Origin of the sequence: Nocardia uniformis NBRC 13702, assembly GCF_001613345.1 — a bacterium.
GTDB classification, from domain to species: domain Bacteria; phylum Actinomycetota; class Actinomycetes; order Mycobacteriales; family Mycobacteriaceae; genus Nocardia; species Nocardia uniformis.
Map to the genome: position 1 here is coordinate 232,966 of NZ_BDCE01000052.1, position 18,731 is coordinate 251,696.

19 protein-coding genes are annotated in these 18,731 nt (G+C 67.1%); 12 read left to right on the plus strand and 7 right to left on the minus strand.

Annotation, left to right across the window (positions count from 1 at the left end; translation table 11 throughout):
* Positions 1–243 precede the first annotated feature (243 nt).
* From NU1_RS18635 to NU1_RS18660, 6 genes are all read left to right on the plus strand, one after another.
* Complete coding sequence (locus NU1_RS18635) at positions 244–630, plus strand: DUF3499 domain-containing protein (protein ID WP_067523075.1); 387 nt, start codon at positions 244–246, stop codon at positions 628–630.
* 25 nt (positions 631–655) lie between these two features.
* The gene (locus tag NU1_RS18640; protein WP_067523021.1) at positions 656–2,032 is read left to right on the plus strand and encodes a phosphomannomutase/phosphoglucomutase; all 1,377 of its coding nucleotides are present in this window, start codon (positions 656–658) and stop codon (positions 2,030–2,032) included.
* A 70-nt stretch (positions 2,033–2,102) separates the two neighbouring features.
* The gene (locus tag NU1_RS18645) at positions 2,103–3,278 is read left to right on the plus strand and encodes a tobH protein (RefSeq protein ID WP_067523022.1); all 1,176 of its coding nucleotides are present in this window, start codon (positions 2,103–2,105) and stop codon (positions 3,276–3,278) included.
* A complete protein-coding gene (gene manA / locus NU1_RS18650; protein WP_067523023.1) occupies positions 3,278–4,513 on the plus strand; it encodes a mannose-6-phosphate isomerase, class I in 1,236 nt (411 codons plus the stop codon). Before NU1_RS18645 ends, manA begins: the two co-directional genes overlap by 1 nt.
* Positions 4,514–4,577: 64 nt before the next feature.
* Positions 4,578–5,504, plus strand: a complete 927-nt coding sequence (locus NU1_RS18655) for a cation diffusion facilitator family transporter (protein ID WP_281221201.1) — start codon at positions 4,578–4,580, stop codon at positions 5,502–5,504.
* Positions 5,505–5,567: 63 nt separating this feature from the next.
* Positions 5,568–6,488 (plus strand): cation diffusion facilitator family transporter, encoded by a 921-nt coding sequence (locus NU1_RS18660; RefSeq protein ID WP_067523024.1) that lies wholly within the window; start codon positions 5,568–5,570, stop codon positions 6,486–6,488.
* A gap of 222 nt (positions 6,489–6,710) precedes the next feature.
* Here the strand turns inward: NU1_RS18660 and NU1_RS18665 are convergent, their stop codons facing one another.
* Both NU1_RS18665 and NU1_RS42565 read right to left on the minus strand, forming a co-directional pair.
* Positions 6,711–8,198, minus strand: a complete 1,488-nt coding sequence (locus NU1_RS18665) for a phytoene desaturase family protein (RefSeq protein WP_067523025.1) — start codon at positions 8,196–8,198, stop codon at positions 6,711–6,713.
* A 40-nt stretch (positions 8,199–8,238) separates the two neighbouring features.
* Positions 8,239–8,448 (minus strand): hypothetical protein, encoded by a 210-nt coding sequence (locus NU1_RS42565; protein ID WP_067523026.1) that lies wholly within the window; start codon positions 8,446–8,448, stop codon positions 8,239–8,241.
* 29 nt (positions 8,449–8,477) lie between these two features.
* Here NU1_RS42565 and NU1_RS18675 point away from each other — a divergent pair, with 29 nt between their 5' ends.
* Positions 8,478–8,852, plus strand: a complete 375-nt coding sequence (locus NU1_RS18675; RefSeq protein ID WP_281221211.1) for a DUF4267 domain-containing protein — start codon at positions 8,478–8,480, stop codon at positions 8,850–8,852.
* A gap of 74 nt (positions 8,853–8,926) precedes the next feature.
* The gene (locus tag NU1_RS18680; protein ID WP_067523077.1) at positions 8,927–9,145 is read left to right on the plus strand and encodes a DUF4287 domain-containing protein; all 219 of its coding nucleotides are present in this window, start codon (positions 8,927–8,929) and stop codon (positions 9,143–9,145) included.
* Between the two features lie 82 nt (positions 9,146–9,227).
* Here NU1_RS18680 and manB read toward each other — a convergent pair whose 3' ends face one another.
* From manB to rfbD, 3 genes are all read right to left on the minus strand, one after another.
* The gene (gene manB / locus NU1_RS18685; RefSeq protein WP_067523028.1) at positions 9,228–10,301 is read right to left on the minus strand and encodes a mannose-1-phosphate guanylyltransferase; all 1,074 of its coding nucleotides are present in this window, start codon (positions 10,299–10,301) and stop codon (positions 9,228–9,230) included.
* A 132-nt stretch (positions 10,302–10,433) separates the two neighbouring features.
* Positions 10,434–11,336, minus strand: coding sequence for a glycosyltransferase family 2 protein (locus NU1_RS18690; protein ID WP_067523029.1), 903 nt, complete (start codon positions 11,334–11,336; stop codon positions 10,434–10,436).
* Positions 11,337–11,347: 11 nt separating this feature from the next.
* Positions 11,348–12,196 carry a dTDP-4-dehydrorhamnose reductase gene (gene rfbD / locus NU1_RS18695; protein ID WP_067523030.1) on the minus strand — a complete coding sequence of 283 codons (849 nt, stop codon included), beginning with the start codon at positions 12,194–12,196 and terminating at the stop codon, positions 11,348–11,350.
* A 163-nt stretch (positions 12,197–12,359) separates the two neighbouring features.
* On the opposite strand from rfbD, the gene NU1_RS18700 reads away from it, so the two are divergent.
* The 3 genes from NU1_RS18700 (at position 12,360) to NU1_RS18710 (ending at position 15,997) form a co-directional block, all read left to right on the plus strand.
* Complete coding sequence (locus NU1_RS18700) at positions 12,360–13,859, plus strand: LCP family protein (protein ID WP_443093780.1); 1,500 nt, start codon at positions 12,360–12,362, stop codon at positions 13,857–13,859.
* Positions 13,847–14,566: a TIGR03089 family protein gene (locus NU1_RS18705; protein WP_067523078.1), complete on the plus strand. Its 720-nt coding sequence runs from the start codon at positions 13,847–13,849 to the stop codon at positions 14,564–14,566. Before NU1_RS18700 ends, NU1_RS18705 begins: the two co-directional genes overlap by 13 nt.
* 135 nt (positions 14,567–14,701) lie before the next feature.
* A complete protein-coding gene (locus tag NU1_RS18710; RefSeq protein WP_067523031.1) occupies positions 14,702–15,997 on the plus strand; it encodes a cytochrome P450 in 1,296 nt (431 codons plus the stop codon).
* Between the two features lie 376 nt (positions 15,998–16,373).
* Here NU1_RS18710 and NU1_RS18715 read toward each other — a convergent pair whose 3' ends face one another.
* Entirely contained in the window at positions 16,374–17,921 is a 1,548-nt protein-coding gene (locus tag NU1_RS18715; RefSeq protein ID WP_067523080.1) for a carboxylesterase/lipase family protein, read from the minus strand.
* A 132-nt stretch (positions 17,922–18,053) separates the two neighbouring features.
* On the opposite strand from NU1_RS18715, the gene NU1_RS18720 reads away from it, so the two are divergent.
* Positions 18,054–18,278 carry an FmdB family zinc ribbon protein gene (locus tag NU1_RS18720; RefSeq protein WP_067523081.1) on the plus strand — a complete coding sequence of 75 codons (225 nt, stop codon included), beginning with the start codon at positions 18,054–18,056 and terminating at the stop codon, positions 18,276–18,278.
* Between the two features lie 3 nt (positions 18,279–18,281).
* On the opposite strand, the gene NU1_RS18725 is transcribed toward NU1_RS18720, so the two are convergent.
* Positions 18,282–18,560 (minus strand): Rdx family protein, encoded by a 279-nt coding sequence (locus tag NU1_RS18725; protein WP_067523032.1) that lies wholly within the window; start codon positions 18,558–18,560, stop codon positions 18,282–18,284.
* Between the last annotated feature and the right edge of the window lie 171 nt (positions 18,561–18,731).

The following is an 18,731-nucleotide window of genomic DNA, read 5'->3' on the forward strand; positions in this document are numbered from 1 at the left end:
CTCGAGCCGGTCTTCTGCCCGAGATTTCCGCAGCCCACCTAGAACTGAAACCCCGCAGGTTCGCGGCCCGCCCCGTTCTGGACTGAGTGGAGCGGAGGAGCGGAGGGAGGGAAGAACGGGGGGTAATAGGGCCGCGAACCGCCGAAGCGAAGCTTCGGCCAAGGACACAGTGAGAGGTACGACATTGAGCGTGTCTGCCCCCGTCGACGCCCGGTTGGGGTTACCCTGCATGGCGTGATTCCCATGCGTCGTTGCTGCCGTCCAGGCTGCAAAAACCCGGCCGTTGCGACGCTGACCTATGTTTATCGCGAATCCACCGCGGTTGTCGGTCCCCTCGCAACGGTCGCTGAACCACATTCCTGGGATCTGTGTGAAACGCACGCATCCCGAATTACCGCGCCGAAGGGCTGGGAGATGGTTCGCCACGAGGGCGGCTTCTCCTCCAGTACCCCCGACGACGATGACCTAACCGCACTGGCCGAAGCCGTTCGCGAAGCCGGACTACGCCGCCGCACACCGGAACCCGAGCAGCGCGGCTACTCCGACTATCCACCTGCGCAACGCCCCACCCGCACCGGACGAACCGGCCGACGCGGGCACTTGCGAGTGCTGCCCGACCCGCCCAGCTGAAGCGGCAACTACTAATGTGGTCGGCATGACAGTCGCCCGATCTGCCGAGTCCGTTCATGCAGTAATCAAGGCGTACGACGTTCGCGGCGTGGTCGGTGCACAGATCGACGCGGATTTCGTGCGTGACGTCGGCGCCTCCTTCGCCCGGCTGATGCGCGGCGAGGGCGCGGAGCGGGTCGTCATCGGCCACGATATGCGCGACTCCTCCCCCGGTCTGGCCGCTGCCTTCGCCGATGGGGTCCAGGAGCAGGGCCTGCACGTCACCCATATCGGTTTGGCCTCCACCGACGAGCTGTACTTCGCCTCCGGGAGCCTGGACTGCCCCGGCGCGATGTTCACCGCAAGCCACAATCCGGCCCAGTACAACGGCATCAAAATGTGCCGCGCCAAGGCGCTGCCGGTCGGTCAGGACACCGGCCTGGCCACCATTACCGATGAGGTCATCGCGGGCGTACCGACCTACGACGGGCCGCGCGGCACCGTCGACGAGCAGGATCTGCTCGCCGACTACGCGACGTACCTGCACAAGCTGGTCGACCTGAGCGTGAGCCGCCCGCTGCGGATCGCGGTGGACGCGGGCAATGGTATGGGCGGGTTCACCGTCCCCGCAGTCCTGGGCACCCTGCCGAATTTCATTATCGAACCGCTGTTCTTCGAACTCGACGGCAACTTCCCCAATCACGAAGCCAATCCCCTGGATCCGAAGAACCTGGTGGATCTACAGGCCTACGTGAAGAAGACCGGAGCCGATATCGGCCTGGCCTTCGACGGTGACGCCGACCGCTGCTTCGTGGTGGACGAGAAGGGCGATCCGGTCGCGCCGTCCGCCGTCACCGCGCTGGTGGCCGAACGCGAACTGGCCAAGGAGCCGGGCGCGACTATCATCTACAACCTGATCACCTCGAAGGCCGTCCCCGAGCTGGTGAACGAACTCGGTGGCACCCCGGTGCGCACCCGCGTCGGCCACTCGTTCATCAAGCAGCAGATGGCCAGCACCGGCGCCATCTTCGGCGGCGAACACTCCGCGCACTATTACTTCCGCGACTTCTGGGGTGCCGACTCCGGCATGCTCGCCGCACTGCATGTGCTCGCCGCGCTCGGTGAGAAGGACCGGCCGATGTCCGAACTGGCGTCCGCCTATGCGACATATGCCTCCTCCGGAGAGATCAACTCCACGGTGGCCGATGCGAAGGAGCGGACCGTGGCGGTACTCGAGGCATTCAGCGGGCGGTCCAAATCGGTGGACCGGCTCGACGGCGTGACCGTGCAATTGCCCGATAGCGCATGGTTCAACCTGCGGGCATCCAATACCGAACCGCTGCTTCGACTCAATGTCGAGGCCCGATCGCAGGACGAAGTAGACGCACTCGTAACCGAGATTCTGAGCATCGTCCGCGACTGACTGGAATAGTGGAATGACAGAGCGTGGATTCGCCCGCGGGTGACCCGATGAGGGGAGGTGGCAACGCCCGATGATCGCTGGGACACCGGTTCTCGACCTCGATGACGTCGCCTCGCTGGAGGCAGCCGACTCAGGGGGTTCATTGCGTTCCGCCGCGTCGGGTGGTGCGCAGGTGCGCGCTACCGCCGCGGCCGTCGGTGAGGACGCATTGCGCCGACTCACAGATCTGCGCCCGCGCAGTCTCGTCATGGTTTCCGGGGCGGGGCGGGCCGCCCGTGCGGCGGCAATGCTCATTGCCGCGCTCGGCGAGCGCGCCAGTCTGCCGGTCGTACCCGCCACCTCGATTCCGCCGTGGGTGGGACCCCTCGACGTCATTCTGGTGGCCGCGGACGATGCCGGCGATCCGCGGCTGGCGGAGGCCATCGACCGGGCGCTGCGTCGCGGTGCGGAGGTGATCGTCGCCGCGCCCGATGAGGGTCCGCTGCGCGCCGTCGCCGCCGGACGCGCCACCATGCTGCCGCCGCGAGTACCCGTGCTCGACCACAATCGGCTACTGCGCTATCTGGCGGTGGGTATGGCGGTGCTGTCGGCGATCGACCCGGGCCGGATCGGTCCGCTGGTGCCGAACCTCGACCGGCTCGCTGATCTGCTCGATGCGGAAGCGCTGCGCGACGGACCGCAGAACGAGGCGTTCCACAATCCCGCCAAGACCCTCGCCACCCGCATGCAGGAGCGGCGCATCGTGCTCGCCGGAGATTCCCCCGCCGCGACCGAATTGGCCGCACACGCCGCCGAGGTGCTGCTCGTCACCGCCGGTCAGGTGGCGGCCTCGTCGAATCTCGCGGAAGCCGTTGCCGCACACGCGAGCATGGTGGAATCCGCGGGCGTCGGCGCACCCGGTTACGACCCGCTGTTCCACGACGAGGAGCTCGACGGTCCGGCACCGGTGGACAAGGTGCGGGTATTCGTGATGAGCGCCGACGCCGAACAGGTGGCGGCGCGCCGACGGCTGGCGATATTCGGAGCCGGATCGGGTCTGGTGGATGCCGATCTGGTCAATGTGGATGTGGAAGTAATGAGCGCCGGACCGTCCGACCAGAGCGAATCCGCACCCGAGGGACGCGGCGGTGAGCTGGAACAGCTTGCGGTGCTGGCGCTTCGGCTGGAGATGGCGGCCGCTTATCTGCGACTACTCGGTTCCCGCCCGGCAACGACGCCGGGAAACTACGACGGGGGACACTACTAGTGCACGAACTCGTTGGTGCGCTGCGTTCCTACGCATGGGGGTCGCGCACCGCGCTCGCGCAGCTGTGCGGACGACCGGTTCCCTCCGCGCATCCAGAGGCCGAACTCTGGTTCGGCGCACACCCCGCCGACCCGGCACGGGTACGAATCGATGGCCACGATCGCTCGCTACTGGAAGTGCTCGAGGCCGACCCGGAACGGGAATTGGGCCGGGTCGCGGGCGAATTCGACGGACGGCTGCCGTTCCTGCTGAAGATCCTGGCCGCCGAGGAGCCGCTGTCGCTGCAGGCGCATCCGAGTATCGAACAGGCACGCGTCGGCTACGCGCGTGAGAACCATGCGGGCGTGGCTCTCGACTCGCCGATGCGCAATTACCGCGACGAGAACCACAAACCGGAACTGGTGGTCGCGCTCGAGCGGTTCGAGGCGCTCGCGGGCTTCCGGGAACCGGTACGCACCGTCCGGCTGCTGCGGGCACTGGATATCCCCGAACTCATGCCCTACGCCGACCTGCTTGCCGCACAACCGGATTCGGCGGGCCTGCGAACCCTGTTCACCACCTGGATCGCCCTGCCGCAGAGCGCATTGGCCAAACTGCTGCCCAAGGTGCTCGACGGCTGCGTGCGCTACCTGTCCGGCAGGGACGCCGAAAACAACGGCACCCGTAAGGAATTCATCGCCGAGGTACGAACCTCGCTGGAGCTGGCGGAGGCATATCCGGGTGACGCCGGGGTATTGGCGGCGCTGCTGCTGAACCGCATCACCCTGGAACCCGGGGAGGGGTTGTTCCTGGCCGCCGGGAATCTGCACGCCTATCTGAGCGGTGTCGGCGTCGAGATCATGGCCAATTCCGACAATGTGCTGCGTGGCGGGCTCACACCCAAACACGTCGATGTGCCGGAACTATTGCGGGTATTGGATTTCGAACCCCTCGACCTGCCGGTCGTGGAGGTGCATGACGACGGCAATGGCGTGTACCGCTATCGCGCCCCCGCACCGGAATTCACACTGCGCCGGGTGGAATTGGCGGCCGGGGGCGATCCGGTGAAACTGCCGCGCACCGGCCCCGAGATCGTGCTGTGCACCCTCGGCACGGTGCGGCTGTTCCAGCGCGGCGAACACCTCGATGTGCCGTGCGGCTACGCGGCCTGGATCTCCGCGGCCGACGGTGAGATTCGCGCCCAGGCCGTACATGGTGCCGGACAACTGTTCTGCGCCGCCGTGGGCGAGGACTGAATGCCCGTACGCTGACCTCCGGCGATTTTCGCGAAAGTCGGATGTGCTCCGGAAGGAACCAACAGTGGCTGCGGGTAAGAAGGCGATCTTGGCGGCGATGTTCGCCAATGGTGGTATCGCGGTGGCGAAATTCGTGGGTGCGGCAATCACCGGATCGGCGTCCATGCTGGCCGAGGGCGTGCACTCGGTGGCCGACACCTGCAATCAGGGTCTGCTGCTGTTGGGCCAGCGCCGAGCCGAGCAGGAGGCCAATAACCTGCACCAGTTCGGATACGGCCGCAGCCGCTACTTCTACTCCTTCGTGGTCGCGCTGGTGCTCTTCACCCTCGGCTCGCTGTACGCCCTCTACGAGGGCGTCCACAAGATCCAGCATCCGGAGGAGCTGACCAGACCGTTCATCGCGATCGGCATTCTCGGCTTCGCCATCCTGCTGGAGTGTTTCAGTTTCTACACCGCCATCAAGGAGTCCCGGCCGCTCAAGGGCGAGGCCAGTTGGTGGCAGTTCATCCGCACCTCCCGCCACCCGGAGTTGCCGGTGGTGCTGCTGGAGGACGCGGGCGCGCTCATCGGTCTGGTGCTGGCCTTCGGCGCGGTCAGCCTGACCATGATCACCGACAACCCGATCTGGGACGGTATCGGCACGCTGAGCATCGGCATCCTGCTCGGCATCATCGCGGTAATCCTCATTGTCGAGATGCACAGCCTGCTGATCGGTGAGGGCGCGACCGCCAAGGACGACAAGGTGATTCGTGACAACCTGGTCGATGGAACCCGCATCGAGCGCGTCATCCACCTGCGCACCCAGTACCTGGGGCCGGAGGAACTGCTCGTGGCCGCCAAGGTCTCGATCGCACGGGGGCTGGAAATCAGCGATATCGCCGCCGCCATCGACGACGCGGAAGCCCGGGTGCGGGCGGCGGTTCCGGCCGCCCGGGTCATGTACCTGGAACCGGATCTGTACCGGAGCTCCCCCGCTGTGCCCGGCGTTTAGTACTCACCACCTCCGGCGTGTGCGCCGACGCTGTCACCCGGGGACGCCGTAGCGTCATTTCCCATGTCCTCGGGTGGCGGTAAGCGGGCGATCCTGGCGGCGTTCACGGCGGATGCCGGGATCACCGTGGCCAAGTTCATCGGCGCGTTCATTACCGGCTCGGCGTCCATGTTGGCCGAGGCCGTGCACTCGCTGGCGGATACCGCGAATCAGGGACTGCTGCTGATCGGGCGGCGGCGCGCCGAACAGGTACCGGATGAGCTGCACCCGTTCGGATACGGGCGCAATCGCTATTTCTACTCGTTCATTGTCGCGCTGGTGATCTTCCTGGTGGGCGCGCTCTACGCGATCGACGAGGGCGTCAATAAGATTCGGCATCCCGAGGAGTTGTCCAACCCGATCGTCGCCATTGTCATCCTGCTCGTCGCGCTGGCGCTGGAGTCCTACAGTCTGGCTACCGCGCGCAAGGAATCCACGCTGCTCAAGGGGCGCAATAGTTGGTGGCGGTTCATTCGCACCACCCGCAATCCCGAACTGCCCGTGGTGCTGCTGGAGGATACGGGCGCGCTCATCGGCCTGATGTTCGCGTTCGGGGGCGTCGGCCTGACCATGCTGACCGGCAGCGCGCGCTGGGATGGGATCGGCACCCTGGCCATCGGCATCCTGCTGCTGTTCATCGCGGTGGTGTTGATCGTCGAGATGAAGAGTCTGCTCATCGGTGAGGGAGCGACACCGGACGAGGATCGGCGGATACGCGAAAGTCTGGTCGACGGAACGCGAATCGATCGGGTGATCTATCTGAAGACGCAGTATCTGGCTCCCGACGAACTGCTGGTCGCGACGAAGGTGGCGGTTGTGCCCGGGTTGGGTATCGCGGATGTGGCGTCGGCCATCGATGCCGCGGAGGCGCGGGTGCGGGCGGCGATACCCGCGGCGCGCCATATCTACATCGAGCCGGATCTCTATCGCGCACAGCGAGTCTGAGCACACCCGTCATTCCGGCACGGCACACCCGTCATTCCGGCACGGCACACCCGTCATTCCGGCACGGCACACCCGTCATTCCGGCATGCTTTTGGCCGGAATCCACACCGTTCAGAGAGCGGTGGATCCCGGCCAAAAGCACGCCGGAATGACGAGGGGTGTGCACAACGCCGAAATGCCGGGGCCTGTATAACGCCGGGATGACGAGGGGGCCTGCGTTACTCAGACGTGCGAGCCGGTTCGCAGCAGTTCCAGTGGATCCGTCAGGATGCCGAATTCGCGGCGTAGGGCGTGGCGGGCGGCGTGTAGGCCGTTCATACCGTGGACACCCGGGCCGGGTGGGGTGGCGGCGGAGCAGAGGTAGACGCCGGGTAGCGGGGTGCGGTATGGATTCCAGCGCGGGACCGGACGGAAGACGGTCTGGCGCAAGGTCATCGCGCCCGCGGAGATATCGCCGCCGACATAGTTGGCATTGTGTACGGGCATGGTGGCGGCGGTGCGGACGCTGGTGGCGAGGATGAGATCGCGGAAGCCCGGGGCGAAGCGTTCCACCTGGGCGATGACGGCCCGGCTGATGTCCTCCGACGAACCATTGGGCACGTGGGCGTAGGTGTAGAAGGTGTGGCTGCCCGCCGGGGCACGGCTGGGGTCCACGACGCCGGGCTGGATGGCCAGCACGTAGGGCCGTTCGGCGTGACGGCCTTGTGCCACCGCCTTTTCCGCGGCCATGGCTTCGGCGCGGGTGCCGATCAGGTGCAGGGTTCCGGCGCGCTCACAGCCGCGGGCCTGCCAGGGCACCGGGCCGGAGAGGGCGAAATCGACCTTGCAGGCCGCGCCGCCGTAGCGGAAGCGGTGCAGTGCGGCGTTATAGCCTGCGGGCAGCCGGTTTTCGGCAATGCGCCGCACTTCGGCGGGAGCCAGATCGAGCAGCACCGCGCGCACATCGTCGAAATCATCGATGGCATCGACGCGGTGGCCCGTAATGATCTTTCCGCCGTGGTCTTTCAGGTCGGCGGCCAGGGCGTCGATAATGGCCTGCGAACCGCCGCGCGGTACCGGCCAGCCGCGCACATGACCGAGGGTGCCCAGCAGCATGGCGACGCCCGCGCCGGCGAATCCGCGGGGCGGGCGGATGGCGTGCGCGGCCACACCCGTCAGCAGGGCCGGGGCGATCTCCTCGCGAAACCGTAGATTCCACAGCGGAGTCGCCTGCTCCAGCAGGCGGCGCGCGAAACGCACCTCGGTCCCGACGTTCATGCGCACCAGGTCGCCCGGGGAAATCGGCAGCTGTCGCAGATCCGACATCACCAGGTCGACCAGGTTCTCCCAGCCGCGCACCAGCGGCCCGAACAGCCGTCCCCAGCTCTTACCGTCGCGGCCGAGCCCGTCGACGGTGTGGTCGAGGTCGCGCCAGGCCAGTCCGGCCACTCCCCCATCCAGTGGATGCGCGTAGGAGACCTGCGGCGCAAGCAGTTGCACGCCGTGCGCGGGCAGGTCGAACGCACGGAAGAACGGGGAGGCCACCGCCATCGGATGCGCGCCCGCGCAGACATCGTGCTGGAAGCCCGGCAGGGTGAGTTGCGCGGTCCGGCAGCCACCGCCGATCGTGTCCTCGGCCTCGTACACGTCCACCCGGAGCCCGGCGCGGGCCAGAATCACCGCCGCCGCAAGCCCGTTGGGTCCGGATCCGACCACTACCGCGTCAGCCATGATCTCACTCTATGCCGTGGTGCGGTGTCCCGGCCGCGAGTCATTGCTCACCGTCGCGTGCCGATCCAGCCCTGTACCAGGATGGCGAGTCGCTGATCACGAAAGTCCGGCCGCAGGCGATGGCCTCGATCCAGGGTCGCGAGTCCGTGCATGGCGCTGCGACCTCGGTGAAGGCTTCCGGGTCATTGTCGCCCGCGTACGGGGCGAAGACCGCCATGAGCTCGGCGAACGCGGCACGCGGGGCGGCCACCGCCCCTCACCCTCATCGGCGCGGCCTTCATCCTCTACATCGGGCCTGAGCTACCTGTTCGCCCGCAGTCCATCGCCCCCGGTTTCGGACTCCCAGCCCGGCCCGAAGGCGAGGCCGCGGCCTTCATGAATTTGAAGGGTGTCCGCGACACCGCCTTCGGCATCGTGCACCTCGCCCTGCTCGCCACTCGCCAGCGCTTCGCCCTCGGCGTCACCATGCTGATGACCTCGCTGGTGCCGATCGGCGACATGCTCACGGTCCTGCGCTACGACGGCTCCACCGCGACCGCATTCGGCGTCCACGGCCTCACCGCCGCCCTGGTTGCCTGCACCGGCCTGCTTCTGCTGCGCGAACACCGCTCGGCCGCAACAACTCCCACCCTCGCGATGACCACTGTCGCGTGATCCCCGTCACGCACCGATGATTTCAGTCGAGCCGATCCGTCAAGCCTTATAACCACACCGAAGGAGTGACCATCATGGCAACCACCAAGCCCCATGGACCGGCTTCCTACTTCCCGTCCATCGAAGCCAAGTACGGCCGCACCATCGACGAATGGTTCACCGCCGTCCGCGATTCCGGCCGCACCGGCCACAAGGACATCGTCAACTGGTTGAAGACGGACCACGCCATGGGCCACGGCCACGCGACCGCCATCGCCCAGTACCACCTGAATCCGGAGAAGTGGGCCGTGTAGACCTATGCTCTTGCCACGCAACGTAATCGGCCGCTCACCTGATATGTGAGCGGCCGATTGCGCGTAGCCTCGCCAGCCACGCTTACACGTCGGTGGAGAAGCGGATGCCGCCGTCGGGGATGTCCACACCGGGCCAGATGCGGGCGCCGCGTAGTAGTTCGCAGCGGGCTCCGACGCTCGCGCCGTCGCCGATTACGGCGTCGCGGACGAGGGCTCGGGGACCGATTCTCGCTCCGAAGCCGATGATCGAACGTTCCACGGTGGCACCGGCTTCCACGCGGGCGCCGTCGAAAAGTACTGCGCCGTCGAGGCGGGCGCCCGCACCCACCTCGGCACCGCGGCCGACGACCGTGCCGCCGATGAGGAGTGCGCCGGGTGCTACGCCCGCGCCGGAGTGGACCAGGAATTCGCCGCGCTGGCCGGGCAGGGCCGGGGAGGGAGCGATACCGCGCACCAGGTCGGCGGAGCCGCGGACGAAGTCTTCGGGGGTGCCCATATCGCGCCAGTACGCCATATCGACGTGGCCCTGGATGTGCGCGCCCTCGGCGAGGAGGGAGGGGAAGACCTCGCGTTCGACCGAGACCGGGCGGCCCGCGGGAATCTTCTCGATGTATTCGCGGCGGAAGACGTAGCAACCGGCATTGATCTGGTCGGTCGGCGGATCCTGGGTCTTCTCCAGGAAGGCGGTGACGCGGCCGGTCTCGTCGGTGGGCACGCAGCCGAAGGCGCGCGGGTCGCTCACCCGGACCAGGTGCAGGGTGACATCGGCATTGCTGGTGTGGTGGGTGTCGAGCACCTGGCCGAGGTCGGTGCCGCCGAGGACGTCGCCATTGAAGACCATGACGGTGTCGGCGCGCAGCTTCGGCAGCACATTGCGGATACCGCCGCCGGTGCCGAGGGCTTCGGTCTCGAAGACGTACTCGAGTTCCAGTCCGAGGTCGGATCCGTCACCGAAGTGGTCCTCGAACACCTCCGCCTTATAGGAGGTGCCGAGTACGACGTGCTTGATCCCGGCGTCGGCGATTCGGGCCAGCAGATGCTGCAGGAACGGCAGACCCGCCGTCGGCAGCATCGGCTTGGGGGCCGACAGGGTCAGCGGACGCAGTCGCGTCCCCTGGCCTCCGACCAGGATCACCGCATCCGTTGCGTTCGCCATCTTCTCCCCTGTGTAGGTCGTCGATCAGCCGGGTCGACGTGCGCCGACCCGGCGGTGCGCCAGCCGCGTCCGGTCACCGCGACCGGGCCGCGACTGTCCGCACCAACAGTGCATTGTGCCCGAGCCGTGCGGTCAGTTCGTACCGGCGGCGCGGTCGCGTTCGCGCAGTGCGGATCGAACCGCAAGGCGGCACCGGATAGCAAGTCCGGCCTTGAGCGCGACCCGCAGCGGGGCCTGCCACCAATGCGGGTGCCGGTCCGCCTGGAAGCGGTAGGCGCTGGCGTGGTGGGCGGGCAGCATGGCCTCCGGATGCTTTCCGGCGGCATGCCCCTTGGCATGTGTGACCTCGGCCGATGGCACGAATACATTGTGCCAGCCCGCCTTGCCCATGCGGTCTCCGAAGTCCACATCCTCCATATACATGAAGTAACGGGAGTCGAAGCCGTCGATGGAGTCGAAGGCGGCACGGCGCACCAGCAGGCAGGATCCCGACAGCCAGCCGACATTGCGCTCGGAGATCTCCTCATTGTCCTGCCGGTAGCGCAGGGTCCACGGGTTGGACGGCCAGAGAGTGCCGAGGATGGCATGGCCCGCGCCATCGGCCAGGCCGGGCACCCGGCGGGCGGACGGGTAGCGGCTGCCGTCCGGTTCCAGCACCGTCGGGCCGAGGGCTCCAGCGCGCGGCCAGCGCTTGGCGGCGGCGAGGAGTTCGTCGATGGAGTCGGTGCCCCAGCGAATATCCGGATTGGCGATCAGGACGAATTCGATCTCGGGGTCGATATCGGCGACCGCGCGGTTGATCGCGCCGCCGTAGCCGATATTGCCGCCGGTCCGGAGCAGCGTCACATTTTCATTGGCGTCGGCGACCAGTTCCGGTACGCCGTCGTTCGATCCGTTGTCGGCCAGGATGACCTGGGGCTTTTCGCTGGTTGCGGTGGCGAGGGTGCTGATGAAGTGCTCGAGGTGCTCACCGGGCGAGTAGGTCACCGTGACGACGGCCAGAGTCGGCCGTCCAACTGAATCCGAGGGGCTCACGGACGCTCAGCCTAGTCGTAGATGCGGGTGAGTGCGTCGTTCAGCGCATCCCGCCAGGGACGCAGTGGTGTAAGCCCCGCCGCGGCCCAGGACTGCGCGGACAGCACCGAATATGCCGGGCGCGGAGCGGGTCTCGGGAAAGCCGAGGTGGCGCAGGGTCGTACCCGCCTCGGGTCCGCCCCGATTTCGGCGAAGACGGCCCGTGCGAGGTCGAACCAACTCGCCTGTCCGGCATTGGTGGCGTGCAGAATTGACGGCGCGTCCGAGCGTTCGGCGAGTTCCAGCAATCCCGCCGCCAAGTCGCGGGCGTAGGTGGGTGAACCGACCTGATCGTCGACCACGTCGACGGTTTCGCGTTCGCGTTCGAGCCGCCGCATGGTGGCGACGAAATCGCCGTCCACCCCGGTATATACCCACGCGGTGCGCACGATATGCCCGGTGTGCGGCAGCAGGTCCTGGACCGCCTGCTCGCCCTGCAGTTTGGATTTGCCGTACACCGAGTTCGGACGGGTGGGGTCGTTGGTGCGGTACGGCCGGTCCCCGGTTCCGGGAAACACGTAATCGGTGGACAGCTGGATGAGCCGGGCTCCGATCTCCCCGCAGGCCACCGCCAAGACCATCGGCCCCCTGGCATTGGTCTCGAAGGCGGCGTCGACCTCGGTTTCGGCGCGGTCCACCGCGGTGTAGGCGGCGCAATTGATCACCACGTCACCGGTCCGCACTACCGCGCGCACCGCGTCGAGGTCGGTGATGTCGAGGTCGGCGCGGCCGTAGCCGCGGGCGTGCGGCGCGAGGTCGAGTAGCGCCCGGCCGAGTTGTCCCCCCGAGCCTGTCACCACGAGTGGTGCGGTTATGGGCATCGGGGAGGCGAATGTCACGGCGGACAGTCTGACATGCGCTACCCGGCTCCACCATCCCACTCGGTCGCGCGTCTAGCCTGCACTCGGGGGGATATTCCACGGATACCGTCCCGGAATATGCCGGGGTGTCCGGCCGACGGCCGGTCGGGAAAGGAAGCGGAGTTTGCCGGAAAGCACGAGGGTATCGAGGCCACTACCGTCACGACGCCCGGCCGCACGGGCTCGTCGCGGCCGGTTCGGTCCGCTGCGCGGGCTGGCGGCGGCCGCCGCGGTCGCGGTGCTGGTGGTGACCGGTTTGGGCTGGCAGCAGGTGGACGCGCTGACGTCGACCATCGATCGAATCGGCAATCTCGGCCTGGGCGGGGGCAAGGATGGCGCGGTCGACATTCTCATGGTCGGCATAGACAGTCGCACCGACGCGCACGGCAACCCACTCACCGAGAGCGAGCGCGCCATGCTGCACGCCGGTGATGAGGAGGGCCTCAATACCGATACCATCCTGCTGATTCGGGTGCCCAATGACGGCCGGTCGGCGACGGCCATCTCCATTCCGCGCGACTCCTATGTGGATATTCCGGGCATGGGCAAGGGCAAGATCAATTCGGCCTTCGGTGTCACCAAATTCACCGAACAGCAGAAACTTCTGGGCAAGGGGTCCGACTGGGACACCGCCGACCGCAAGTCCACCGAGTCCGGGCGCCAGGCGCTGATCAAATCGGTCGCCAATCTCACCGGTATTACCGTCGACCACTACGCGGAGGTCGGGCTGCTCGGCTTCGTACTGCTCACCGACGCCGTCGGCGGTGTCGAGGTATGTCTGAACAAAGCTGTCTACGAACCGATGTCGGGTGCGGATTTCCCGGCCGGCAAGCAGCGCCTCGATGGTGCGGAGGCCCTGAGCTTCGTGCGACAGCGCCACGAGCTACCCCGAGGCGACCTGGATCGGATTGTGCGCCAACAGGTGTACATGGCACAGCTGGTGCATCAGATACTGAGCGCCAATACGCTCACCAATCCGGGCCGCCTGCAACAGCTCAGTGATGCGGTGGGCCGCACCATCGTGATCGACGACGGCTGGAATGTCCTCGACTTCATGCAGCAGCTGAAGGATCTGTCCGGTGGACAGGTGAAGTTCGAGACCATCCCGGTGCAGGACCTCAACGCCACCACCGATGCCGGCGAATCGGTGGTGCAGGTCGATCCGAAGGCGGTCAGCAAGTACGTGGCCAAGATGGTCGGGCGCGGCGAGGACGAGAAGAAGGACGGGGTCGATCCGGCCACCGTCACCGCGGATATCTTCAATGCCAGCTCGGTGGGCGGATTGGCCGGTCAGGTATCGCAGGCCCTGGCCGGCAAGGGTTTCCGCACCGGCACGGTGGACAATTGGATCGGCGGGCCGATTCAGAGCAGTCGGGTGCTGGCGGCCAGCGCCACCGATCCCAAGGCGCGTGCGGTCGCCGAGGCGCTCGGTGGGCTGCCGGTACTGAGCGAGGCGGGCCTTTCGACGGGCTCGGTTCGGGTGCTGTTGGCGAGTGACTACTCTGGTCCGGGCTCGTCGGCGGGCAGCACCTTCGACTTCACCGGGTCGTCGACCACCCCCACCCCGGTGCCGCCCGCCCCACCCATCGACGCCGGGCAGAACGGACCGAAATGCGTGAACTAACCGAAACTCTGACCGAGTCGGTGCTCGACCCCATCCTCGCCCGCGATCCCGCGGGCCCGCGGATCACCTATTACGACGACGCCACCGGCGCGCGCATCGAATTGTCCGCGCTCACACTCGCCAACTGGGCGGCCAAGACCGCCAATATGATTCGTGACGAATTCGGCCTCTCCCCCGGATCCCGGGTGGCGGTGCTGCTGCCCGCGCACTGGCAGACGGCGGCGGTCCTGCTGGGCTGCTGGTGGGCGGGAGCCGAAGTGGTGCTGCGGCCCGATACGGACGCCGAACTGGCGCTGGTCACCGCCGACCGCCTCGACGAGGCCGACGGCATCGCGGAAGTGGCGGCACTGTCGCTGGACCCGATGGGTATGCCGGTGAAAGATCTGCCCGTCGGCGTTACCGACTACGCCACCTCGGTGCGTGTGCACGGCGATCAGTTCCGGCCCGGCGGGGTCGGTGCGGCCCTGGACGGGATGTCGGCGGGCGAGTTGCTGACCGAGGCGCGGAAATCCGCTGCGCGGCAGGGGCTCACCGCCGAGGATCGGGTGCTGTCGAGTACGCCGTGGGAGACGCCGACCGAGCTGATCGACGGATTCGTGGCGGTACTGGCGGCGGGCGCATCGCTGGTGCAGGTCGCGCATCCGGATGCCGCCGCACAGGAACGGCGGGTCGCGACCGAGCGGGTCACCATCACGCGCGGCGCCTGATATCGCCGCGCCACCCACGCTGCCGGAGGCCGACCTCCTACCGTGGTAGGAGACATAATTCCCGCTGTGGAACGTTTCCCGCCCCCATGGTTTTCCGTACGGTGGACTCATCCGACGATGAGGGAGTCAACGGCGATGAAGCCTCGGTACTTTATTCGATGGATGGTGGAGCAGGGCTCGTCCCGATTCCTGATGCGCTATCAGGCGCTGCGCGGCGATCCGTTCGGAAAGCTGTTCGGCACGGCCGCGGCGCGGCATAACCCCTATCCGCATATCGAGGCCCTGCGGCAGCGCGGGCGGCTGGTCCCCACCCCGGTCACGTGGGTGACGGCCGACTACGAGCTGAGTCGAAGTATTCTGCGGGACACTCGGTTCGGGGTGTTCATCCTCGACAATCCGAGCACCCCCGAACCGCTGCGGCGGGTGATTCGCAAGGCACCGCTGCCCGCCAATCCGGTGGAGCCGCCGTCCATGCTCACCATCGATCCCCCGGATCACACCCGGATTCGCAAATCCGTGTCCGCCGCCTTCACCCCGCGTGCGGTCGGTCGACTGCGGGACCGGGTCGAGTCGGTGACGGTGGAGTTGCTCGACGCGCTGCCGTCGAACGGGTCCGCGGATCTGATCGCCTCGTACGCGGCGCAGATACCGATCGCCATCATCTCCGAGATGCTCGGGTTCCCGGATTCGGACCGGGAGCATTTCCTGCGGTGGGGTGACAAGGTATCGCCACTGCTGGACCTGGGCCTGTCCTGGGGCGCCTGGCGCACGGCCGCCATGGCCACCCAGCAGATGGACCGCTATCTCGACGGGCATATCGACCGGCTGCGCCGCGAGCCCGGTGACGACATTCTGAGCAGCCTCGTCACCGCCGGAAATCTCGACGACCGCGAACTGAAGGCGACCGCGACCCTGCTCATGGGCGCAGGCTTCGAAACCACGGTCAATCTCATCGGCAATGCGGTGGTGCAATTGCTGCCGCGGCCGCGACAGCTGGAACAGCTCGTGGACGATCCGGAGCTGTGGCCGCAGGCCGTGGAGGAGGTGCTGCGCTTCGATCCGCCCGTCCAGACCACCGCGCGGCAGGCGCTGTGCGATATCGACATCGACGGCCGCACCATGCGCCGGGGCACCGCGGTGGTGCTGTCGCTGGCGGGTGCGAATCGCGATCCGAAGATGTTCGACGATCCGAACAGCTTCGATATCAACCGCCCGAATGCCCAGCAGCACTTGACGTTCTCCAGCGGTATCCACACCTGCCTGGGTGCGAGCCTGGCCCGGATGGAGGCCACCTACGCGCTGCGGTCACTGTTCGAGCGGTTCCCCGACCTGCGGCTGGCGGGAACGCCGGAGCTGCGACCGCTGTTCACGCTGCACGGGTACTCGCACCTGCCGGTGCATCTGGGTCCGCGCGCCCGCGCCACGGTCTAGCACCGGCATTCCGGCGCACCAGCCCTCGCCATCTCGACATGCCAAGCTCACCACCCGACGCGCCAAACCCGCCACCCCAACGTCCCAAGCCCACCACCCCAACGCGCCAAACCCACCACCCCAACGCGCCAAGTCGTCCCCTGCGCGCCAAGTCGCCCCCGGCGTGCCAAGTCGCCCCCGGCGTGCCAGGTTCGTCATTCCGGCGTGCTTTTGGCCGGAATCCACTTCTGATCAGCAGTGGATCCGACCAAGAACACGCCGGGATAACGAGGCGGGTCAACAGAAATCCACTGCCTCGTTGCGCCACAACATGTTCCGGTGGGCGAGTCAGCAGGAGGGCCGCCGCCCTTTCCTCACAACACGTTTCGAGCGCGGCTCAGTAGAAGCCCACCGCTTCGTTGCCCCACACCGCGTTTCGGTCGCGGTCCGGATCGTCCACCACGCGGTCGCTGCTATCGATGACCAGGGTGGTGCGCGTGGACTCGCGATAGGGCGGCCAGTGTTTGGAGCCGTCCAGGGCGGCGGGCACATTGTGTGCAGCGAAGGCGAGCCAGCGGCGCATCATGCGGCCCGAAACCTCCTGTGCCACTTTGCGTCCGCCGAGCCAGAAGGTCGGGTCGCGGTCGAAGGTGCCGAAATTGCCGAAGACATAGGGCAATTCGGTGGCATGTCCGGCGCCCACCCGCGCCGCGCGCAGCATGGGGGTGGCGTAGTCGAAGCGGTACATCCAGGTCGGCGAGTGCCGGGCGTGCGCGTCGGCGACCCAGTGCGCGGGCATTCGGAAGGCCGCATCGGTGGACATGGCCAGTGCGCCCCGTGGTTTAGCGAGATCCGGGTAGGCGGAGGCGATTTCGGCAACCCGGGTCGGCGACAGACCCGGATGGTGATCGGCCACGCTCTGCAGCATGGCGTTCACCGCATCCGGGGTGACCGGCATGATGGGCGAACGGAACAGCCGAAACAGCGAGGCCTCATCCTTATTCGTGCCGATCATGAGTGGTACTCGGTGGGAACGACCCTGGTTGAAGCGTTCGGTCGGATACCCGGGCAGCAGGTCGCCATCCACCACGGGCGCGGCGGCGAGTCTTCCGGGATGCTGGGTCGGCACCTCATCCAGCAGTGTCCCGGCGGCGGCGAGGATTCGATCGAGCGGACATTCGAGTAGTTCGCGCGCCCGTTCCGGCGGCAGCTCCAATAGTTCGAGGAATCGCTGCGCCACTCCCGCCGCGCGCTGCTGCCCGAAAACCGTTGTGGCGGGCGGAGATTGGGCGATAGCGCGGTGAAAGAGTCCTGCCGCGCGAGGTGAGGTCATGAGGGCGGTGACGCACCCCGCACCCGATGATTCGCCGAATAGCGTGACATTCCCGGGGTCGCCTCCGAAGGCGGCGATATTGTCGCGCACCCATTCCAGCGCGGCGATCTGATCACGCAGGCCGGTATTGGGTGTGAAGTCCGGACCGAGTGAGGACAGGTCCAGGAATCCCAGCACGCCGATGCGGTAGTTCACCGTCACCAGGATCACCCCGCCGGTCTCCACCAGCCGCCGTCCGTCATAGATGACCTGGGCGGCCGTGCCCAGGCAGTACGCGCCGCCGTGCAGCCACACCATGACCGGGCGGGGTTCGTCCGACGGCGCGGCAGGTGCCCACACATTCACCCACAGGCAGTCCTCGCCCATCTTCAGCGTGGAGTCGACCGGAACCATGACGCCGAGGGTCTGCGGCGCGATCTCCCCGAATTCGACGCAGTCGCGCACACCGTCCCAGGGTTCCGGGGGTCGCGGCGGGCGGAAGCGATCCGGTCCGGCCGGGGCAGCGGCATAGGGAATGCTGCGCCAAATATTGACCGCGCCCTCGCGCCTGCCCCTGACCTCGCCGTACTCGGTTCTCACGACCGGTTCGGCATCGAGGGCGTCCACACCCACGGCTTCGAAGGGTTCCGTCGCGCTCACTTCGCACCTCCTTGTACTCCGTAAATCGAGAGTACTGGCCCAAGGTGACACCGGCGGGCAGCTGATCGACGTGGCGTGCACCACCGTGTCCACTACCCTGAGCACGTGCCGAGTTATGCGTACCGATGCCGCGGCTGCGGTGACACCTTCGAACTGAGCCGTCCGATGGCCGAGGCCTCGGCTCCGGCCACCTGTCCACAGGGACACGCGGACACGGTGAAACTACTGACCACCTTCGGAACGGTCACCCGCGGTGGCGGCGGCAGCGCACCCGCCGCCCGGCCCGCACCGTCCGGTGGCGGATGCTGCGGTGGCGGCCACTGCGGCTGAGCTTCAGTCCTCGCGCTTATCGGTGTGCCCGAGCGAGCGCCCCGGCGCCACCCGATCTCGCACCCGCTGCTTGAGCACGGCGATATCGGGAAATCCGCCGTCCGCCTTGCGTTCCCAGATCTGCTCACCGTCAACGGTAATGCGGAATATGCCGCCCTCACCGGGTACCAGTGCGACCTCGGACAGGTCGGTGGTGAAGGTGCTCAGCAATTCCTGAGCCATCCAACTGGCGCGCAGTAGCCAACGGCATTGGGTGCAGTATTCGATCGCGACGCGGGACACGGGCGCACTCTATCGGCGTTGGTCGTTTGTGGCCTTGCAGTGCTGTTCTCGGGGCCTACGTAGCCAAGTTTTCGAGCGGGCGTGGCGGTTCCAGCTGGGTGCCGTGAGAAGGAAATGACAGCAGTGTGGTGGCGTCGTCTGCCGTCCCCGACCTGAGTCCCCCAGTTGAGT